13 protein-coding genes are annotated in these 19,641 nt (G+C 60.4%); 1 reads left to right on the top strand and 12 read right to left on the bottom strand.

Annotated features, from left to right (window positions below):
- Nucleotides 1-52: 52 nt before the first annotated feature.
- The 9 genes from yccS to betI form a co-directional block, all read right to left on the bottom strand.
- Nucleotides 53-2,236: a YccS family putative transporter gene (gene yccS, locus BZL43_RS18920; RefSeq protein WP_095633707.1), complete on the bottom strand. Its 2,184-nt coding sequence runs from the start codon at nt 2,234-2,236 to the stop codon at nt 53-55.
- Between the two features lie 219 nt (nt 2,237-2,455).
- Complete coding sequence (locus BZL43_RS18915) at nt 2,456-3,634, bottom strand: NAD(P)/FAD-dependent oxidoreductase (protein ID WP_095633706.1); 1,179 nt, start codon at nt 3,632-3,634, stop codon at nt 2,456-2,458.
- Nucleotides 3,635-3,765: 131 nt separating this feature from the next.
- Nucleotides 3,766-5,103: an ATP-dependent RNA helicase DbpA gene (dbpA, locus tag BZL43_RS18910; protein WP_256582882.1), complete on the bottom strand. Its 1,338-nt coding sequence runs from the start codon at nt 5,101-5,103 to the stop codon at nt 3,766-3,768.
- 232 nt (nt 5,104-5,335) lie between these two features.
- Nucleotides 5,336-6,763 (bottom strand): multidrug transporter subunit MdtD, encoded by a 1,428-nt coding sequence (gene mdtD, locus BZL43_RS18905; protein WP_095633705.1) that lies wholly within the window; start codon nt 6,761-6,763, stop codon nt 5,336-5,338.
- A gap of 137 nt (nt 6,764-6,900) precedes the next feature.
- On the bottom strand, nt 6,901-8,250 hold the full coding sequence (locus tag BZL43_RS18900) for a TldD/PmbA family protein (RefSeq protein ID WP_095633704.1): 1,350 nt from the start codon (nt 8,248-8,250) through the stop codon (nt 6,901-6,903).
- The gene (locus BZL43_RS18895) at nt 8,250-9,692 is read right to left on the bottom strand and encodes a TldD/PmbA family protein (RefSeq protein WP_095633703.1); all 1,443 of its coding nucleotides are present in this window, start codon (nt 9,690-9,692) and stop codon (nt 8,250-8,252) included. Before BZL43_RS18895 ends, BZL43_RS18900 begins: the two co-directional genes overlap by 1 nt.
- A 280-nt stretch (nt 9,693-9,972) precedes the next feature.
- Nucleotides 9,973-11,676, bottom strand: coding sequence for a choline dehydrogenase (gene betA / locus BZL43_RS18890; protein WP_095633702.1), 1,704 nt, complete (start codon nt 11,674-11,676; stop codon nt 9,973-9,975).
- A gap of 145 nt (nt 11,677-11,821) precedes the next feature.
- Nucleotides 11,822-13,294, bottom strand: a complete 1,473-nt coding sequence (gene betB / locus BZL43_RS18885; RefSeq protein ID WP_095633701.1) for a betaine-aldehyde dehydrogenase — start codon at nt 13,292-13,294, stop codon at nt 11,822-11,824.
- A gap of 106 nt (nt 13,295-13,400) precedes the next feature.
- A complete protein-coding gene (gene betI, locus BZL43_RS18880; RefSeq protein WP_095633700.1) occupies nt 13,401-13,994 on the bottom strand; it encodes a transcriptional regulator BetI in 594 nt (197 codons plus the stop codon).
- A gap of 380 nt (nt 13,995-14,374) precedes the next feature.
- Here betI and BZL43_RS18875 point away from each other — a divergent pair, with 380 nt between their 5' ends.
- Nucleotides 14,375-16,324 carry a BCCT family transporter gene (locus BZL43_RS18875; protein ID WP_256582881.1) on the top strand — a complete coding sequence of 650 codons (1,950 nt, stop codon included), beginning with the start codon at nt 14,375-14,377 and terminating at the stop codon, nt 16,322-16,324.
- A 253-nt stretch (nt 16,325-16,577) separates the two neighbouring features.
- Here the strand turns inward: BZL43_RS18875 and choV are convergent, their stop codons facing one another.
- The 3 genes from choV to BZL43_RS18860 all read right to left on the bottom strand — a co-directional run bounded on the left by choV (nt 16,578) and on the right by BZL43_RS18860 (nt 19,626).
- Nucleotides 16,578-17,756 (bottom strand): choline ABC transporter ATP-binding protein, encoded by a 1,179-nt coding sequence (gene choV / locus BZL43_RS18870; protein WP_095633698.1) that lies wholly within the window; start codon nt 17,754-17,756, stop codon nt 16,578-16,580.
- Nucleotides 17,753-18,598: a choline ABC transporter permease subunit gene (gene choW / locus BZL43_RS18865; RefSeq protein WP_095633697.1), complete on the bottom strand. Its 846-nt coding sequence runs from the start codon at nt 18,596-18,598 to the stop codon at nt 17,753-17,755. The genes choV and choW overlap by 4 nt, the downstream gene beginning before the upstream one ends.
- Nucleotides 18,599-18,675: 77 nt before the next feature.
- Nucleotides 18,676-19,626, bottom strand: a complete 951-nt coding sequence (locus BZL43_RS18860; RefSeq protein WP_095633696.1) for a choline ABC transporter substrate-binding protein — start codon at nt 19,624-19,626, stop codon at nt 18,676-18,678.
- Nucleotides 19,627-19,641 lie beyond the last annotated feature (15 nt).

The raw sequence follows: 19,641 nt of genomic DNA, 5'->3' as shown, positions 1-19,641 counted from the left end.
TCCGTAGGAGCGAGGCTTGCCCGCGAAGAGGCCCGCTCAATCACCACGAATCTCAAGCCTCACTCGTATCCTTGATCAAATGCGCCGCCAACGTCCGCAACGGCCCCAGCTGCCGGCAGATCAACGCCAGCTGTGTCTGCACCAACCGCTGCCCTTCATCGATCTCATCCGGCATCTGCTCCAGCTCATTGGCCAAGGCTTCTTCCTCATCACTCTGAATCGCAATCGGCTGTTTGCTCGCCAGGCCCTGAGCGATTTCGTCGAGGCTGACGGCCAGATTTGCGCCGGCGCCGTCGATCAGATGCTCGCGCACCTCCGTTGGTAATTGCGTTTCGCGGTGTGCCCCCAGCCCCGACAAATAGCTGAGCAAGGTGTGCGACAGCACCAGGAAACGAAAACCGATGTCCGCATCCTTACGAAAGTGCCCCGGCTCCATCAGCATATTGGCCAGCGTCGTCGACAACGCAGCATCGGCGTTGTGCGCATTGCGCCGGGCCAGGCGATACGCCAGGTCATCGCTTTTGCCGGCGGCGTATTGCTGCATGATCTGGCGCAGGTAAATGCTGTTGCAGGTGAGGGTGTTAGCCAGCACTTTATTCAGGCGTCGACCTTGCCAGTCCGGCAGGAACAGGAAAACCGCCAGCCCGGCGATGAGGCTGCCGAGTAAGGTATCGAACAGTCGCGGCAGAAGCAGCCCATAACCATCGCCCACCTGGTTGAAGCAGAACAGCACCATGAGCGTGATCGCGGCAGTCGCCAAGGTGTAGCGGGTGGTGCGATTGGTAAAGAACACCACCCCGGCAACAATCGCGAAGCTCGACTGGATCAACGGGTTCGGGAACAGATCGAACAACGCCCAGGCCACGGTCAGGCCGATCGCGGTGCCGATGATCCGCTGCCCGAGTTTGCGGCGGGTGGCGCCGTAGTTCGGCTGACAGACAAACAGCGTGGTGAGGATGATCCAGTAACCTTGCGATGGGTGGATCAAATGCACCATGCCATAGCCAATGCTTAACGCCAGGGGCAATCGCAGGGCATGGCGGAACAACAAGGACGTTGGCGTCAACTGCGTGCGCAAGCGTGTCCAGACATCCTTGAGGCTGCGTGGTGAACGGTCGAGCAGGCTGCTATCGGTGGCGTCTGCGAGCGCATCGGGGTTGCTGGCATCGCTGAGCAGGCGGTCGAGTGTGCCAAGGTTGGCGGCCAGCGCTCGCAATGAACGCAGCAGACCGCGCCAGGCCGGGTTGCTCTGGATTCGCAGGTGTTCGAGGGAGGCGTGCAGGTCGTTCAGGGCCTCGGCGAAGCTTGCGTCATAGGTGAACGGCTGGCGCATCTGGATCGATTCGGCCAGGGCGCGGCAAGCCTTGCCTTGCTGACGCAGCAGGCGCTGACAGCGGAACAGCACGTCGCTGTGGAAGAACGCTTCGGCCAGCGCGTTATAGGGGTAGTGCGAGGAGCTGGCGCGCTCGTGAATGTCCTGGGCGAGGAAGTACAGCTTCAGATAACGGCTGACTTTCACGCCCGGCCGCCCATCGCCGACCCGATGCAGAATGATTTCCTTGGCGGCGTTCAGGGCTGCCACCACCCGACCGTTCTGCTGGGCCAGTTCCAGCCGCTGCGCTTGCACGTCCATCTGCCGGATCGGTTCGAACAGCGACGATTTCAGCTTCAGGTAATAACCCAGTTCACGGAACAACCGCGCCAGGCTTTGCTGCACCGGCTGGTTGGAAAACAGCGCCTGCCACAACACCGAGAGCAAGCCATACCAGGCCGCGCCGGCCACCAGCAGCACCGGCTCGTGCCAGAAATCAGTGACCGCGCCGCCGCGTTGATCCACGCCAATCATGGTGTAGACCGACAGAATCAACGTTGCCGAAGCAATCGCGCCATACCGTTCGCCCAGCGCGCCGAGCATGGTCAGGCAGAAGCTGGCCAGGGCAAAGGCGATGATAAAAAGGACGGGGTAAGGGAAGAGCAGTTCGACGGACAGGGCCGCGACCATGAAACACACTAGCGTCACTGCGAGCGCATTGAGGCGACCTTGCCAACTGTCGTCGGTCTCGGCCAGGGCGCTGGCGATGATCCCCAGGAACAACGGGATCAGCAGCCCCATTTCATCCTGATACCAACACAGCGCCATGGTGCCGGTCAGGGCGATGAAAACCCGCACGCTGTAGCTGAATTTATCCAGCGCCCAGAGGCGACGCAGAGACTGCCGAAATGTGGTCGATGACATGAAGTGCGAAGGCCTTCCGAGGCAATGACGCTAAACTGAGCCACTAATGACGTCGACGCAATGGCGCCGATCACATCTGACAGCAAAATCTGTTCCTTGCGCACTCTATGTTGCCTGTCGGGACGCCTTCGCGGGCAAGCCTCGCTCCTACAGATTGTGTGTCGCCTCAAAAATCCCGTAGGAGCGAGGCTTGTCCGCGAAGAACGATAACGCGGTCCATCAGACGTACTGCGCGGCGGCGTATCCGGAAGCCCAGGCCCACTGGAAGTTGAAACCTCCCAAATGCCCGGTGACGTCGAGCACTTCACCGATGAAATACAGGCCCGGGCTTTTCAGCGATTCCATGGTCTTGGACGACACTTGGCGCGTGTCGACGCCACCCAGGGTCACTTCGGCGGTGCGGTAGCCTTCAGTGCCGGCTGGCACGACTTTCCAGTTCGCCAGTTTGTCGGCAATGCCCGCCAGTTCGGCGTGGGTGTACTGCTTCATTGGTTTGGAGACGAACCAGTTGTCCGCCAACAGGTTAGCCATCTTCTTGGTGAAGATTTCCCCGAGCAGGGTTTTCAACTCGCTATTGGGACGTTCGGCCTGCTGCTGTTGCAGCCAGGTCGGCACGTCGTGATCCGGCATCAGATTGATGTCCACCGTGTCCCCGGATTCCCAGAACGACGAAATCTGCAAGATCGCCGGCCCGCTGAGACCGCGGTGGGTGAACAGAATGTTTTCGCGAAAACTCTGGTCGTTGCAGCTCACCAGGCAATCCACCGACGTACCGGACAGCTCGGTGCAAAGCTCCTTGAGCTGATCGGTGATGGTAAATGGCACGAGGCCGGCGCGGGTCGGCAGCAAGTCGTGACCGAACTGTTTGGCCACTTGATAACCGAAACCGGTGGCGCCCAGGGTCGGAATCGACAAGCCGCCCGTGGCGATCACCAGGGATTCACAGGTGATCTGGCCCAGCGTGGTATCCAGCAGATAACCGCTTTCCAGCTTCTCGATGGTCTGAATCGAGGTGTTCAGCTGCAGGCTGACGCCGACCTGATCGCACTCGGCGAGCAGCATTTCGAGGATGTCGCTGGATTTGTTATCGCAGAACAACTGGCCGAGCTTCTTCTCGTGATACGGCACGCCATGTTTGGCGACCATGCCGATGAAATCCCACTGGGTGTAGCGCGCCAGGGCAGATTTGCAGAAATGCTCGTTCTGCGAGAGAAAATTGCCCGGTTCGGTGTACATATTGGTGAAATTGCAGCGGCCACCGCCAGACATTAGGATTTTCTTGCCGGCCTTGTTCGCATGATCGAGCAACATCACCTGGCGCCCGCGCCCGGCGGCGGTCAGCGCACACATCAACCCTGCGGCGCCAGCGCCAATGATCACGACTTCGGTAGAGCGCAAAACGGTGTCCTCACACAATGATCGTTCCCACGCTCTGCGTGGGAACGCCGCCATGGACGCTCTGCGTCCGCCGTTGTGTGACGCGGAGCGTCACGGGATGCATTCCCGCGCAGAGCGTGGGAACGATCAGGTTAGAGAATACGCACGCGCAACGAGCGGCCTTTGATTTTGCCGTCGTTCAGGCGCTGCAAGGCTTGCTTGGCGATCCCGCGCTCTACGGCTACATAAGCCTGGAAGTCGAAAATCGCAATCTTGCCGACCTGGGCACCCGGGATGCCGGCATCGCCCGTCAGTGCGCCGAGAATATCGCCCGGACGTACTTTGTCTTTGCGGCCTGCGCCAATGCACAGCGTGCTCATCACCGGCAGCAGCGGCGCGCCACCCTGGGATTTGAGGTTGCTCAGTTGATCCCAGTTCAATGGCGATTTCTGCAGTTGCTCGATGGCCTGGGCGCGGTGCGCTTCGGAGGGGGCGACCAGGCTGATCGCGATGCCTTTCTCGCCCGCACGGCCGGTACGGCCGACACGGTGAATGTGGATTTCCGAGTCACGGGCCAGTTCGACGTTGATCACCATGTCCAGCATATCGATGTCCAGACCGCGCGCGGCGACGTCGGTGGCAACCAGCACCGACGTGCTGCGGTTGGCGAACATGGCCAATACCTGATCGCGGTCACGCTGTTCCAGATCACCCTGCAGACCGACGGCGGAGATGCCTTTGGAGGTCAAGTGATCAACGGTTTCCTGAACCTGCTGCTTGGTGAAGCAGAAGGCCACGCAGGACGCCGGACGGAAATGCGCGAGGACCTTGACCACCGCGTCCATACGCTCTTCCGGGGAGATCTCGTAGAAGCGCTGCTCGATCTGCGTATCGTCGTGGAACGCCTCGGCCTTCACGATCTGAGGGGTGCGCATGAATTTCGACGCCAGTTGCTTGATGCCCACCGGATATGTGGCGGAGAACAGCAGGGTCTGGCGGCGTTCCGGGGTCTGGGCAATGATTTCTTCGATGGAATCGTAGAAACCCATGTCGAGCATGCGGTCGGCTTCGTCGAGGATCAGCGTGTTCAGGCCATGGAGCACCAGCGAACCCTTGCGCAGGTGCTGCTGGATACGCCCCGGGGTGCCGACGATGATGTGCGCACCGTGCTCCAACGAGCCGATCTGCGGGCCGAAGGACACGCCGCCACACAGGGTCAGGACCTTGATGTTGTCTTCGGCACGGGCCAGACGCCGGATTTCCTTGGCGACCTGGTCAGCCAGTTCGCGAGTCGGGCAAATGACCAGCGCCTGGCAACCGAAGAAGCGCGGATTGATCGGGTTCAGCAGGCCGATACCGAAGGCGGCGGTCTTGCCGCTGCCGGTCTTGGCCTGGGCGATCAGGTCCATCCCCTTGAGGATCACCGGCAAGCTTTGCGCCTGGATCGGCGTCATCTGGGCATAACCGAGGGAGTCGAGGTTAGCCAGCATGGCGTCGGACAGCGGCAAAGTATTAAAAGCGGTGGCGATGGTGGTCACGGGACTGGCCTGCAAAACAAAATGTCGCGCAGTGTACCAGTCTCATGGCCATTCGCCCGAAGTTTCCGGACGAGAAGTCGTAGCAGCTGCCGAGGCACGAGGCTGCGTCGGGCTGCGAAGCGGCCCCCCGACGGCGGTCCTGCGGACACGCAACGCAGCCTCGTGCCTCGGCAGCTGCTACGGATCAGTGTTCTATATCGTGCTCGCGGCTGACCCTTCGTCGGCCATCCTTGGGTGAAAGCTGCGAGAAGATCGTTGCGGCCAGCATCGCCATGATTCCGACCGTCACAAATGTCAGCTGGAACGCGCCCAGAACCGTGTCCACGCCGTCATTGCCGATCTCTGCCGTGAAGCCACCGAGCAGGGCGCCGGCGCAGGCCACACCGAGGCTCAGGGACAATTGCGCGACCACTGACAGCAAACTGTTGCCGCTGCTGGCGCTGGCGTCGTCAAGGTCGATCAGGGTGACGGTGTTCATCGCGGTGAACTGCAAGGAGTTGATCGCCCCCAGCACCGCCAACTGAGCCAGCAGCAACCAATACGGCGTCTGCTCGCTGACCAGGCCCATGCTGGCCAGCATGATCCCCAACGCCAGTGTGTTGCCAGTCAGCACACTGCGATAGCCGAAGCGTTCGATCAGCGGCCGCGCCACCGACTTGGCGACCATCGCCGCCGCTGCCAGGGGTAGCATGCTCATCCCGGCTTGTGACGGCGAATAACCCAGCGCCACTTGCAGCAGCAACGGCACCAGAAACGGCAGTGCGCCGCTACCCAGCCGAGCGAACAGGTTTCCCAGGATGCCCACGGCGAAGGTCCGGGTCTTGAACAGCGAGGGCGCAAACAGCGGATTGTCGATGTGCCCGGCCCGCAGCCAATACGCCGCCAGACAGGCCATGCCGCCAAACAGCAGCAACATGACCCGCAAGTGCGGCAGGTGCAGTTCGCCGAGGCCTTCCATGGCGATGGTAATCAGCACCATCGCCGCGCCGAACAGCAAAAAGCCCAGGCTGTCGAAGCGTGTGCGTTCGTTGCCGCGCAGGTCAGGAATGAATTTCCACACCGCGTAGCAACCGACGACGCCTACCGGCAGGTTGATCAGGAAGATCCAGTGCCAGGTCAGGTATTGCACCATCCAGCCGCCCATGGTCGGGCCGATCAGCGGGCCGAGCAGACCGGGAATGGTGATGAACCCCATGATCCGCACCAGCTCCGAGCGCGGATACGCGCGCAGCACCACCAATCGACCGACCGGCAGCATCAACGCACCACCGAGGCCCTGAATCACCCGGGCGCCGATGAGCAGGCTCAACGTATTGGACAAGGCGCAGAGCAATGAGCCGAAGCTGAACAGGAGAATCGCGCCGAAGAAGATTTTCCGGGTGCCGAAGCGATCGGCGATCCAGCCGGAGGCGGGGATCAGTAAGGCGACGGTAAGCATGTAGGCGATGATGACGCCCTGCATGCGCAGCGGGTCTTCGGCCAGGTCCCCGGCCATGGCGGGGAGGGCGGTGTTGAGGATCGTCCCGTCGAGGGACTGCATGAAGAAGGCAATGGCCACAACCCAGGGTACCCAGCGGGCGGTGACGGCATCGAGAGGTGGGCGGTTGGGCATGGGGCCTCTTGTGGGCGGAGATGATCGTTCCCACGCTCCGCGTGGGAATGCATCCTGTGACGCTCTGCGTCACGCCTGTAATGGGACGCGGAGCGTCCCGGGCGGCGTTCCCACGCAGAGCGTGGGAACGATCTGTGTTACAGCGTCAACGTCAGTCGGCTGACGAGCGCACCGGGCAATAACGCCGAGGCAGTCGCCCGCTGACTGTAGGTGCTGGCCGAAAGCAGCAATTCACGCTCCTTGGTCAACGCTTCCAGCTGCGAACCGAGCAGGCTGTAGACGCTGTCGTCAAACCGCATGGTGCTCACCGGTGCCTGAATCTCGCCGTTCTCGACCCAGAAAGTCGCAAACCGGGTCATGCCGGTCAGGCGCGCCGCCGGTTGGTCCGAGTAGTTGAGGTACCACAGGTTACTGATGTAAAGCCCGGTGCCGAGGCGCTTGAGGATGTCCGCCTGCGCAAGATTGCCGGCTTGCATGACCAGCGCCGTCGGGTATTCATGGCTGCTGGCGCCGTTGGCAATCAGGTCGTATTCGGCGGCGCTGCGGGAACTGATCAGTCGGGCATTGGCCATGCCTTTGGCGATCAATCCCAGATCATCGCGGGGATAACCTTCGTCGGAAAACGCCGGGCTCAATGAACCGCTGACTTGCTCGCTCAACCCTATGTCAGGGCTGAAACAGGCTTCGTTGGCGTAGAACTTCTGCAACGGGCTCTGCTTGCTGGCAATCGCCTGTGCCGAAAACCCGCCCCAGCTCAACATGCCCATGATTTCTTCCAGCGCTGCCGGCGCCAGGTAGGCGCGGTATTCGCCGGGCGGCAGCGTGCGCAACGGACGCCCCAGAAACGCCAATTGCTCGCGGGCCTGCTGGAAGCGTCTGGCAAAGCCTTCACTGTTCCAGTCGTGCCCGGCATAACTGGCTTTCACCGCCTGACCGTTTTCATGGAACAGGCTGAAATCGAAGTTGAAGCTGTTGGCCTGATGCCAGCCGAACGCGCCCGAAGAGCTGGCGAAACCGCGACTGATCGGCCCGGCGGCATAAAAGCCCACCAGATCCAGCCCCTCGGCAGCCTGGTTGATTTCAGCGACCACTTGCTCGGTGTCCGGCAGCGGATGCTCTTGCACGTTGTTGCTCTGCCAAACGTTCTGGTTAAGCAGCAGGTACGGATCCTGAGGCAACAGTGGCAAGGTTTCGCGCAACTGTTGCAGGCCTTCGGCCAGACGCTGAAGATCGACTTCGTGGTTTCCCGACAACGTGATATTCAAGTCGGCATGACGACCATCGTTAATCAGTTTGAACCCGACACTCGCCTGTTGTACCTGCCCGGCCTGACGGACCTTGGCGTGGTTGAAGCGTACGAAAGCCGAGGACTCGGCGGCGTAGCTGAGGGTGAATTGCTCCGGCGTGCGCAGCGCATCGCGCAGCCAGTTGACCAGCTCCTTGAATGACTCGGCCTGGCTATTTACAGGGCGCGTGGATGTACTCATCAGGCATCTCCCCCAAACACATCAACTTTGCTGAACACACAGGCCGGCGACGCATGGCCGACGCGGATCACCTGGTTCGGTTCGCCTTTGCCGCAGTTCGGCGTGCCCAACACTTTGACGGTGTCGGCATCGCCGACGGCGCTGAGGCTTTTCCAGAATTGGGCGGAAATCGCCCGGTAGTTCGGGTTTTTCACCACACCCTTGAGCTCGCCGTTTTCGATCAACTGGCCCCATTCGCAGCCGAACTGGAATTTGTTGCGCGCATCATCGATGGACCACGACCGGTTGGTGCTCATCAAAATGCCGTGCTCGATGTTGCCGATCAGCTGTTCCAGCGGTTGATCGCCGGGCTCGATGTTGAGGTTGGCCATGCGGTCGATCGGCGGACGGTTCCAGCCGCAGGCGCGGCTGTTGGCAACGCCATCCATGCCGGCACGAAATTGCGACAGCGCACCGCCCAATGGCCGCAGCAGCAAACCTTCTTTAATCAGAAATTGCTTGCTGGCGGCGCTGCCGTCGTCGTCATGGCCGTAGCTGGCGAGTTGCTCGGGGATGTCCGGGTCGAACGTCACGTTGAGCAGTTCGGAGCCGTATTGCAGGCTGCCGAAGTCTTCTGCCTTGACGAAACTGGTGCCGGCGTAATTGCGTTCGTCGCCCAGGATGCGGTCCAGTTCCAGCGGGTGACCGATGGATTCATGGATCTGCAGCATCATTTGATCGGGCATCAGCAACAAATCGCGCGGGCCTTGCGGGGTGTTCGGCGCCAGCAGCAATTGCAGCGCCTGATCGGCGACTTTCGGGCCGGCACCGATCAGGCCGCAACGGCTGATCACATCAAAGCCGCCCTGCTGGCCGAAGTTCTCGCGGCCAAGGCTACGGGTCTGGCTGTCGCTGCCGTCGTAGGCGGTGACGTCCAGGCTGGGGTAGACGAAACGCTGGGCCTGACGCAACTCGGCACCGGCGCTGTTGAGGTAGATTTGTTCGACGTGGGTGATGCCGATGCTCGCCTGCCAGTTGACCAGTCGCTCGTCTTTGGGCACAGCGGCAGATTCGGCGCCGAGCAGTTGGTAGCAATCGCTCAGGGACGGAAAGGGCTGGTCGAAGTTGGGCGAGAAATAGTCGGCGCGGTCGCTGGAGACGGCTTGCTCGCGCAGGTCGAGCAGGGCATGAGGCTTGAGTCGACGGGCTTGTTGCTCGGCTTTATCCAGCGCGGCTTGCAGGCCAGATTGGCTCAGGTCGTTGGTCGCGGCATAGGCTTCGATGCCGTTGACCCGAACGGTCAGCATCGCGCCTTCATCACGGCTCAGGCTTGGCGGTTCGGCGACGTTCTTGCGCACCGACAGGTACTGGCCGGACTCGCGCACATAACGTAGCGAAAAGAATTCAGCGCCCGTGCGCAAGGCAGCAAAACGCTGCTTGAGCTGGGGGTGGAAATCGAACATTCGGGGACCTCCTTGGCATGGAGTTGCGATGCATCGGTATTGCGAGGGGATGAAACGTTTGCGTGGCGCTAGATTAGGCCTGGGTGGGGGGTAGGATCAAGGGCGTTGCGGTGTGGGGAGGGATTGCAAGGATGTGTCAGGTCGAGACGTGTTGTCTGGTCAGGCCTCATCGCGGGCAAGCCCGCTCCCACAGGGATCCAGGTAGATCACACATTTGCAATCCAACCCGAAAACTTGTGGGAGCGAGCCTGCTCGCGATGGCTGCACCACGGTGCAGCGATTACTGCGCGGTAGGGCTCACATCCCGCAACGGTTTGCCACGCACCGGTGCATCACCGGCCACGTAGTAAGCAGCCTTGCTGCGCGGCAATGGCTTGCGACCGCGGATCTTGTCGGCGATTTTCTCGGCCATCATGATCGTTGGCGCGTTCAGGTTGCCGGTGGTGATGATCGGCATGATCGAGGCATCGACCACGCGCAGGGCCTGCATGCCATGCACACGACCTTCGCCATCGACCACGGCCATCTCGTCGGTGCCCATCTTGCAGGAGCAGGACGGGTGGAACGCGGTTTCGGCGTGTTCGCGAATGAACTTGTCCAGCTGCTCGTCGGTTTGCACCTCGATGCCCGGGCTGATTTCGCGGCCACGGAAGGCGTCCAGCGCTGGTTGCTGCATGATCTCGCGGGTCAGGCGGATGCCATCGCGAAATTCCTGCCAGTCCTGCTCGGTGGCCATGTAGTTGAACAGGATGCTCGGGTACTCGCGCGGATCCTTGGACTTGGCCTGGATGCGACCACGGCTTGGCGAACGCATGGAGCCCATGTGCGCCTGGAAACCGTGCTCTTTCACACCGTTGCTGCCGTTGTAGTTAATCGCCACCGGCAGGAAGTGGTACTGAATGTTCGGCCACTCGAATTCCGGACGGGTGCGGATGAAGCCGCCGGCTTCGAACTGGTTGCTGGCGCCGATGCCGGTGCCGTTGAACAGCCACTCGGCACCGATGGCCGGCTGGTTGTGCAGCAGCAGCGAGGGGTACAGCGAGACCGGTTGGGTGCAGGCGTATTGCAGGTACAGCTCAAGGTGATCCTGCAGGTTTTCACCGACGCCTGGCAGGTCATGGACCACCGGGATGTCGAGTTTCTTCAGCAGTTCGGCCGGGCCGACGCCGGAGCGTTGCAGAATCTGCGGCGAAGCGATGGCGCCGGAGCACAGCAGCACTTCCTTGCGGGCGCGGGCTTCAATGCGCTCTTCAGCGGCGCCGATCAGGTAACGCACGCCGACCGCACGCTTGCCTTCGAACAGAATCTTGTCGGTCAGGGCGTGGGTGACGATGGTCAGGGTCGAACGCTTCTTGGCGATGTCCAGGTAACCGCGCGCGGTACTAGAGCGACGACCGTTCGGCGTCACGGTGCGATCCATCGGGCCGAAACCTTCTTGCTGGTAGCCGTTCAAGTCTTCGGTGCGCGGATAACCGGCTTGCACGCCTGCTTCAACCATCGCGGCGAACAGCGGGTTGTTGCCGGCTTTTGGCGTGGTCACGCTGACCGGACCGTCGCCACCGTGGTAGTCGTTCGGGCCGATGTCGCGGGTTTCCGCCTTGCGGAAATACGGCAGGCAGTCGAGGTAGGTCCAGTCTTCCAGGCCGGGCAGCTTCGACCAGTTGTCGTAGTCCATCGCGTTGCCGCGGATGTAGCACATGCCGTTGATCAGCGAAGAACCGCCCAGGCCCTTGCCGCGACCGCATTCCATCCGGCGACCGTCCATGTGTGGCTCTGGATCGGTTTCATAAGCCCAGTTGTAGCGACGACCTTGCAGCGGGAACGCCAGGGCGGCTGGCATTTGCGTGCGGAAATCCAGACGGTAATCCGGGCCGCCCGCTTCGAGCAGCAGGACGGTGACGCCTTCGTCTTCAGTCAGACGGGTGGCAAGTGTGTTACCTGCGGAACCGGCCCCTATGATGATGTAGTCGTATTCTGTAGTCATGTGTTCTCCTGGGGGAGCTGCAAGCCACAAGCTTCAAGCTGCAAGGAAAAGCAGCGAGCGGTGTCTCTGAAATCGGGTGGTGCGGCAAACGCAAACTGCTTTTACTTGCAGCTTGAAGCTTGCCGCTTGTAGCTGGATCAGCTAATCAAAATACCGAAACGTACTCACCCAGTTCGACTTGCACGGACTTGATGCGCGTGAAGTTATTGAGAGAGCTGATCCCGTTCTCACGGCCCACGCCCGACTGCTTGTAGCCGCCGACCGGCATCTTGGCGTCGGACTCGCCCCAGGCGTTGATCCAGCAGATACCGGCTTCCAGTTGATGGATCACACGGTGAGCGCGGTTCAAGTCTTTGGTGACGACGCCAGCGGCCAGGCCGAACTCGGTGTCGTTGGCGCGACGGATCACTTCTTCTTCGGTTTCGTAGGTCAGGATGCTCATCACCGGGCCGAAGATTTCTTCGCGAACGATGGTCATCTCGTCGGTGCAATCGGTGAACACGGTCGGAGCCACGAACGCGCCTTTGGCGAATTCGCCGTCGGTCAGACGGCTGCCGCCGCACAACACCCGGGCGCCTTCTTCCTTACCTTTGGCGATGTAGCCCAGCACGCTTTCCATGTGGGCGAAGCTGACCAGCGGACCGAAGTTGGTGCTCTCGTCTTCCGGGTTGCCGACGCGAATGCGCGCAACGCGCTCAACGATCTTGGCTTCGAACGCGGCTTTCAGGTGGCTCGGCACGAACACGCGAGTGCCGTTGGTGCAGACCTGACCGGAGCTGTAGAAGTTGGCCATCATCGCGGTGTCGGCGGCGCGATCGAGGTCGGCGTCGTCGAAGATGATCAGCGGGGATTTGCCACCCAGTTCCATGGTCACGTCTTTGAGCGACGAAGCGGAAGCGCTGGCCATGACCTTCTTGCCGGTGTCGGTGCCGCCGGTGAAGGAGATTTTTTCGATGCGTGGGTGTTCGGTCAGCCAGGTGCCGACTTCACGGCCGCTGCCGGTCAATACGTTGAACACGCCGGCTGGCAGGCCAGCTTCGGTATAGATCTCGGCCAGTTTCAGGGTGGTCAGGGAAGTGACTTCGCTTGGCTTGAAGATCATCGCGTTACCGGCCGCCAGGGCTGGTGCGGATTTCCACAAAGCGATCTGGATCGGGTAGTTCCATGCGCCGATGCCGGCCACGACGCCCAGTGGCTCGCGACGGGTGTAGACGAAAGAGGTGGTGCGCAGCGGAATCTGCTCGCCTTCGATGGCGGGTACCAGACCTGCGTAGTACTCCAGCACGTCAGCGCCGGTGACGATGTCGACGTAACGTGTTTCAGAGTAGGCCTTGCCGGTGTCCAGGGTTTCCAGGGCGGCCAGTTCATCGTTGCGCTCGCGCAGGATGTCGACGGCACGACGCAGGATGCGCGAACGCTCCATGGCGGTCATCGCAGCCCAGATTTTCTGACCCTTTTCGGCGCTGACCACAGCGCGCTCAACGTCTGACTGGGTTGCACGCTGTACGGTTGCGAGGACTTCACCGTTAGCCGGGTTAATGGCTTCGAAGGTGGCGTCGCTGCTGGCGTCACTGTAGCCGCCATCGATGTAGAGTTTTTGCAGTTCGAAACGGGCCATAAAGTCCTCGCAAGTGCATAAGTGGTTGGCGTTGACCACCGGGCGAGCCGTGTAGCAGTGGCGTCGCGGTCGGTAGCGGTTCAGGTGCTGAGCGGTTCTGTGTGCTCTAACTCACCTGCTTGGCCAGTTGGAAATCCATGTATTCGTAAGCGATCTGGTGCGCCTGCCCGGTGTCGAAAGCATCTCCCGACAACGCGCCGCGCAACCACAAACCGTCGATGAGAGCTGCCAGACCTCGAGCTGCACTGCGCGCATCATCGAGCGGCAATACACGGCGGAACTGGCAGCACAGGTTTGAATACAGACGGTGATCGTTGATCCGCTGCAACCTGTGCAATGACGGGTGGTGCATGCTGGTGGCCCAGAAGGCCAGCCAGGTTTTCATTGCCGGCCCACTGACCTGGCTGGCGTCGAAGTTGCCTTCGATGATCACTTGGAGGTGCGCCCGTGGGCTGTTGTCCTCCAGCGCCTGACGGCGCGCGGTGACGTTCTCGCTGAGGACGCTCATCAGATACTGCGCCGTGGCGGCGATCAGGCCGTTCTTGTCCTGAAAGTAGTGACTGATGATGCCATTCGAGACACCGGCCAAACGGGCGATCAGCGCAATGCTGGCGTCCCCCATGCCGACCTGATCGACCGCCTGTAACGTGGCTTCGATCAATTGCTGGCGGCGGATGGGTTGCATACCGACCTTGGGCATCTTGCACATCTCCTTAGGCCTTCCCGTAGACGAAAAACGGCTACCGGGCTGTGGGCCAGTCTATTTTGTTTTGATTGAACGTTCAATCAACAAAGAATAAGATCTGCGACAAATCGTCGCTACCTACAGGTTTTTCCTACGCGTAGTTGGCGGAAAAACGACATCCAAAAATGCTCGAAACCCACACGCGCAGGCGTTCCAAGGGTTTCGGGCTTTTTTCGGGGTGTCTTTATATCACCCGCCGGTCGGCTGCCAACTAACCGATTGGTCGGGTAACGCGTTGCCTTGTGTCCTTCTCTCGCACTGCCTGGAGCATCTGTGCCATGAGTTCTGCCTCTCTAATAAAGACCCCACCCGAGAAGGTGACGGTCAACGGTTGGGTGTTTTACACCTCTACCGTGTTGATTCTGCTGTTGACCGCCATTCTGATCATCGCCCCGCAAGAGGCCGGCAGAATGCTCGGCATTGCCCAGGCTTGGTTGTCCCGCAGCTTCGGCTGGTACTACATGGTGGTGATCGCCGCTTATCTGGTTTTTGTGGTGGGCCTGGCGTTTTCGTCCTACGGCAAACTCAAACTGGGCAGCAAGGACGATACCCCGGATTTCAGCTACGGCGCCTGGGCGGGGATGCTGTTCTCGTCGGGTATCGGCATCTCGTTGTTGTACTTCGGTGCATCCGAGCCGCTGGACCACTACTTCAATCCGCCGGAAGGCGTGGCCGGCAGCAATCTCGCGGCTCGTCAGGCGGTGCAATTGACGTTCCTGCATTGGGGCCTGCATGGCTGGGCAATCTACGCACTGGTCGGCCTGGCCGTGGCGTACTTCGCTTACCGTCATAACCAGCCGCTGGCGTTGCGGTCGGCGCTGTATCCGCTGGTCGGCGAGCGTTGGGTCAAAGGCGCGGCCGGTCATGCGGTGGACGGCTTCGGCATGTTCGTGACCCTCTTGGGGCTGGTGACGAACCTGGGGATTGGTTCGCTGCAAGTGTCGTCGGGGCTGGAAAACCTGTTCGGCATGGAGCACAGCAACACCAACCTGCTGATCGTGATTATCGTGATGAGCACCGTGGCGACCATCGCCGCGGTGTCTGGCGTGGAAAACGGTATTCGCCGCCTGTCCAACCTGAACATCGTGCTGTTCAGCGGTCTGCTGATTTTCGTGCTGCTGTTCGGCCCGACCTTGCACCTGCTCAACGGCTTCGTGCAGAACATCGGCGACTACCTGAACGGTGTGGTGCTCAAGACGTTCGACCTCTATGTGTATGAAGGCGACAGTGAGAAGTCCGACCGCTGGTTGGGCCTGTGGACTCTGTTCTACTGGGCCTGGTGGATTTCCTGGGCACCGTTCGTAGGCATGTTCATCGCGCGTATTTCCCGTGGTCGCACGGTGCGTGAACTGGTGGCCGGCGTGTTGCTGATTCCGCTGGGTTTCACCCTGGCATGGCTGTCGATCTTCGGTAACTCGGCCCTGGACTTGGTGATGAACCATGGGGCGGTGGAGCTTGGGAAGACGGCACTGGAACAGCCGTCAATGGCGATCTACCAGTTACTTGAGCATTACCCGGCGTCGAAGATCGTGATCGGCGTGTCGATTTTTGTCGGCTTCGTGCTGTTCCTGACCCCGGCGGATTCCGGCGCGGTGATGATGGCCAACCTTTCGTGCAAGGGCGGCAATGTTGACGAAGATGCGCCGCATTGGCTGCGGATTTTCTGGTCGGCGGTGATTACCCTGGTGACCATCGGTCTGTTGTTCGCCGGTAACTTCGAAGCCATGCAAACCATGGTGGTGCTGGCGGGGCTGCCGTTCTCGGTAGTGCTGGTGTTCTTCATGTTCGGCTTGCACAAGGCCATGCGCCAGGACGTGCAAATCGAACAGGAGCAAGCGCAACTGGCGGCGCGTGGTCGTCGTGGTTTCAGCGAGCGTCTGACCCAGTTGGACCTGCAACCGAACCAGTCGATCGTTCAGCGTTTCATGGACAAGCGCGTCAGCCCGGCGCTGGAAGACGCGGCTGTGCAATTGCGTGCTCAGGGCCTGGATGTGCAGACGTTGCTGGGCAAGGCCAAGCGCTGCATGGGCGTGCGGATCGAGATGGAAGAGGGTAACCCTTTTGTCTACGAAGTGAGCCTGGACGGTTACCTGGCGGCAGCGAGTGACACCGTGTCTGCTGAAAGCGCCGATGAACCGCGCGCACGTTACTACCGCGCCGAGGTGTACCTGCACAACGGCAGCCAGGATTACGACCTGATGGGCTTCACTCAGGATCAGATCACCCGTGATGTGCTCGATCAGTTTGAAAGCCATCGGCAACTGCTTGGCCGGGTTTATAGCTGAGGTTTGAGGAGATGCGGTGCAGTGAATGCGCCGCAGCTCCATTGTGGCGAGGGGGCTTGCCCCCGTTCGGCTGCGAAGCAGTCGTAAACCCGGCCAGCGCGATCTTTCTGAATACCTCGGTGTCTGGTTTTGGGGCCGCTGCGTGACCCAACGGGGGCAAGCCCCCTCGCCACAGGGGGCCGCGTTTACAACCAAATATCTGCACAAACAAAAACGCCGCGATCTCTCGCGGCGTTTTTGTGTCTGTTGCTTTTTACCCCAGGTTCTTGCCGAGCAGCGCGTGGTACAGCTCGCTGTCGCCGAGAATCCCGACAACCTTGTTGTTGTCGTGCAGCACCAGCTTGTTACCAGTCTGGTAACGAATCTGCAGCGCATCGCGCATACCGATGCTGGAATCTACCAACGTTGGGCGACGCCCCAGACCTTCAACCGCTTGCCCCGGTATCCAGTTCTGCAGGTCCAGGCTCGAACCGTTCTGGCGTGCGCCTTTGATGGTGTTGCCTTCGGCCAGGTCCAGCCACGAATCGCCGCCCGGATCCAGGCACACCGAACCGTTGATGCGTTTGCAGTTGTCCAGGGTGCGCATCAGGCTGCGACCGCACAATACGTTCAACGGATTGGTGTGGGCGACGAAGGTACGCACGTAATCGTCCGCAGGGTTGAGGACGATTTCTTCCGGCTTGCTGTACTGGATGATCCGGCCGTCTTTCATGATGGCGATACGGCTGCCCAGCTTCAGGGCTTCATCGAGGTCGTGGCTCACGAAAACGATGGTCTTGCTCAGTTTGCGTTGCAGTTCCAGCAGTTCGTCTTGCAGGCCTTGGCGAATCAGCGGGTCGAGGGCCGAGAACGGTTCGTCCATCAGCAGAATATCGGCATCCATTGCCAGCGCTCGGGCCAGGCCGACACGCTGTTGCATACCGCCGGAAAGCTCATCGGGTTTTTTGTTGCGCCACTGGGTCAGGCCCACCAGCTCAAGCTTCTCGTCCACCAGTTTGCGACGTTCTTTCTCGGGGCGACCCTGCATTTCCAGGCCGAAGCTGATGTTCTCGCGCACCGTCAGCCAAGGCATCAGGGCGAACTTCTGGAACACCATCGCGATGCGTTTGGTACGCATCATTTTCAGTTCCGCCGGCGTGCAGGAGGCAATGTCGATCTGCTTGCCTTCATGCTCGACGAACAATTTGCCACGGCTGACGGTGTTGAGGCCGTTGATGCAGCGCAACAGGCTGGATTTACCTGAGCCAGACAGGCCCATCAGCACGCAGATTTCGCCTTTTTCGATGTCCAGGCTGGCCTTTTCGACACCGACGATTTGCCCGGTCTTTTTCAGGATCTCATTGCGCGTCATGCCCTCGTCGAGGAGCTTGAGCGCGGCGCGCGGGTCTTTGGAGAAGATCACGTCCACGTCTTCAAAGCGAATAATGCTCATGCGTCACCCCCTACTTTGGCTTCGGGTTGTTTGCAGATACGGTCGAGCATGATCGCCAGCAGTACGATCGCCAGGCCTGCTTCGAAGCCCAGTGCGATATCAGCAGTGTTCAGTGCGTTGACCACAGGTTTGCCCAGGCCGTCGGCGCCCACCAGTGCCGCAATCACCACCATCGACAACGACAGCATGATGCACTGGGTGATACCGGCCGCGATGCTTGGCATGGCGTGGGGCAGTTCGATTCGCGAGAGCAGCTGACGGCGCGAGCAGCCAAAGGCCTTGCCGGCGTCCATCAGTTCTTGCGGCACATCGCGGATGCCCAGGTAGGTCAGGCGGATGGGCGCGGCAATCGCGAACACCACCGTCGAAATCAGACCCGGGACCACACCCAGACCGAAGAGGGTCAGGGTAGGAATGAGGTACACGAAAGTCGGCACGGTCTGCATCAGATCGAGCACCGGCCGCATCATTGTATAGAACATCGGTTTGTGCGCGGCGACGATGCCCAACGGCACGCCGATCAGCACGCACACCATGGTCGCGAACAACACCTGGGCGAGGGTTTCCATGGTTTCCTGCCAGTACCCCAGATTGAGGATCAGCAGAAAAGAGGCGACGACGAAAGCGGTCAGGCCCCATTTGCGTTGAATGAAGTGCGCCAGTAGCGCGATGAGGCCGATCAATGCCAGCGGGTTGAACCAGGTCAGCGCAAAAGTCACGCCGTGGATCATCGTTTCCAGAGACACGGCGATTGCGTCGAAGGTGTTGGCGCCGTGTTGCGTCAACCATTCAACGAAGCCCGCGATGTACTGGCCTAAAGGTATTTTCTGATCAATCAGCATGGTAGTGAACGTCCGCATGCAAGGAAATAAACAGCCCGGACAGCCGAAGCCGTCCGGCGTAAGCGATGCTCCCTAAATCAAGGCTGCGCGAGCTTGGCTTTCACGGCCTCCAGGCCTGGTTTACCGTCAATGGTGGTCACGCCAGCGAGCCAGGTATCGAGCACCTGTGGATTCTTTTTCAGCCAGGCCTTGGCGGCCGCGTCAGGCTTCATTTTGTCGTCCAGGACATTGCCCATCAGTGTGCTTTCCATGTCGAGGGTGAACACCAGGTTCTTCAGCAACTGACCCACGTTGCTGCATTCCTGCGTGTAACCCTTGCGGGTGTTGGTGTAGATGGTCGCCTGGCCGAAATTCGGGCCGAAGTATTCGTCGCCGCCGGTCAGGTACTTCATCTTGAATCGAGTGTTCATCGGGTGCGGTTCCCAGCCCAGGAACACCACGGCGGTGTTGCGGCGCTCGGCGCGATCGACTTGCGAGAGCATGCCTGCCTCGCTGGACTCGACCACCTTGAAGCCGGCGTCCTTGAGGCCGAAGGCGTTCTTGTCGATCATGCTCTGGATCAGGCGGTTGCCGTCGTTACCCGGTTCGATGCCATAGATCTTGCCGTCGAGTTCTTTCTTGAACTTGGCGATGTCGGCGAAATCTTTCAGACCTTTGTTATACAACTCTTCGGGGACGGCGAGTGTGTATTTTGCGTTTTCCAGATTAGCGCGCACCGTCTCGACGGTGCCGGCATCGCGGTAGGCCTTGATGTCGTTTTCCATGGTCGGCATCCAGTTACCGAGGAACACGTCCATGTTCTTGCCGTCGGCCAGCGACTTGTAGGTCACCGGCACGGAAATCATCGTGGTCTTGGTCTTGTAGCCCAAGGCGTCGAGAACGACGCTGGTGGTGGCGGTAGTGACGGTAATGTCCGTCCAGCCGACATCGGAGAAGTTTACGGTGTTGCATTGGGCCGGTTCTGCGGCTTGAGCCAGGAACGGCATACTCAGCATGGCGGCCAACAACAACGACGGGGAACCTTTCATAAGGGGCGACTCCTT

Source organism: Pseudomonas sp. PICF141 (assembly GCF_002286815.1).
Taxonomy (GTDB): domain Bacteria; phylum Pseudomonadota; class Gammaproteobacteria; order Pseudomonadales; family Pseudomonadaceae; genus Aquipseudomonas.
This window is presented reverse-complemented; position numbering and strand designations above follow the sequence as displayed.

Excerpts from the sequence above, each read along its gene's own strand:
- BZL43_RS18900 (WP_095633704.1), bottom strand. The coding sequence starts at position 8,250 with ATGAGTACATCCACGCGCCCTGTAAATAGCCAGGCCGAGTCATTCAAG.
- mdtD (WP_095633705.1), bottom strand. The coding sequence starts at position 6,763 with ATGCCCAACCGCCCACCTCTCGATGCCGTCACCGCCCGCTGGGTACCC.
- yccS (WP_095633707.1), bottom strand. The coding sequence starts at position 2,236 with ATGTCATCGACCACATTTCGGCAGTCTCTGCGTCGCCTCTGGGCGCTG.
- choW (WP_095633697.1), bottom strand. The coding sequence starts at position 18,598 with ATGCTGATTGATCAGAAAATACCTTTAGGCCAGTACATCGCGGGCTTC.
- betB (WP_095633701.1), bottom strand. The coding sequence starts at position 13,294 with ATGGCCCGTTTCGAACTGCAAAAACTCTACATCGATGGCGGCTACAGT.
- choV (WP_095633698.1), bottom strand. The coding sequence starts at position 17,756 with ATGAGCATTATTCGCTTTGAAGACGTGGACGTGATCTTCTCCAAAGAC.
- BZL43_RS18860 (WP_095633696.1), bottom strand. The coding sequence starts at position 19,626 with ATGAAAGGTTCCCCGTCGTTGTTGTTGGCCGCCATGCTGAGTATGCCG.
- BZL43_RS18895 (WP_095633703.1), bottom strand. The coding sequence starts at position 9,692 with ATGTTCGATTTCCACCCCCAGCTCAAGCAGCGTTTTGCTGCCTTGCGC.
- dbpA (WP_256582882.1), bottom strand. The coding sequence starts at position 5,103 with ATGCTGGCTAACCTCGACTCCCTCGGTTATGCCCAGATGACGCCGATC.
- betA (WP_095633702.1), bottom strand. The coding sequence starts at position 11,676 with ATGACTACAGAATACGACTACATCATCATAGGGGCCGGTTCCGCAGGT.
- betI (WP_095633700.1), bottom strand. The coding sequence starts at position 13,994 with ATGCCCAAGGTCGGTATGCAACCCATCCGCCGCCAGCAATTGATCGAA.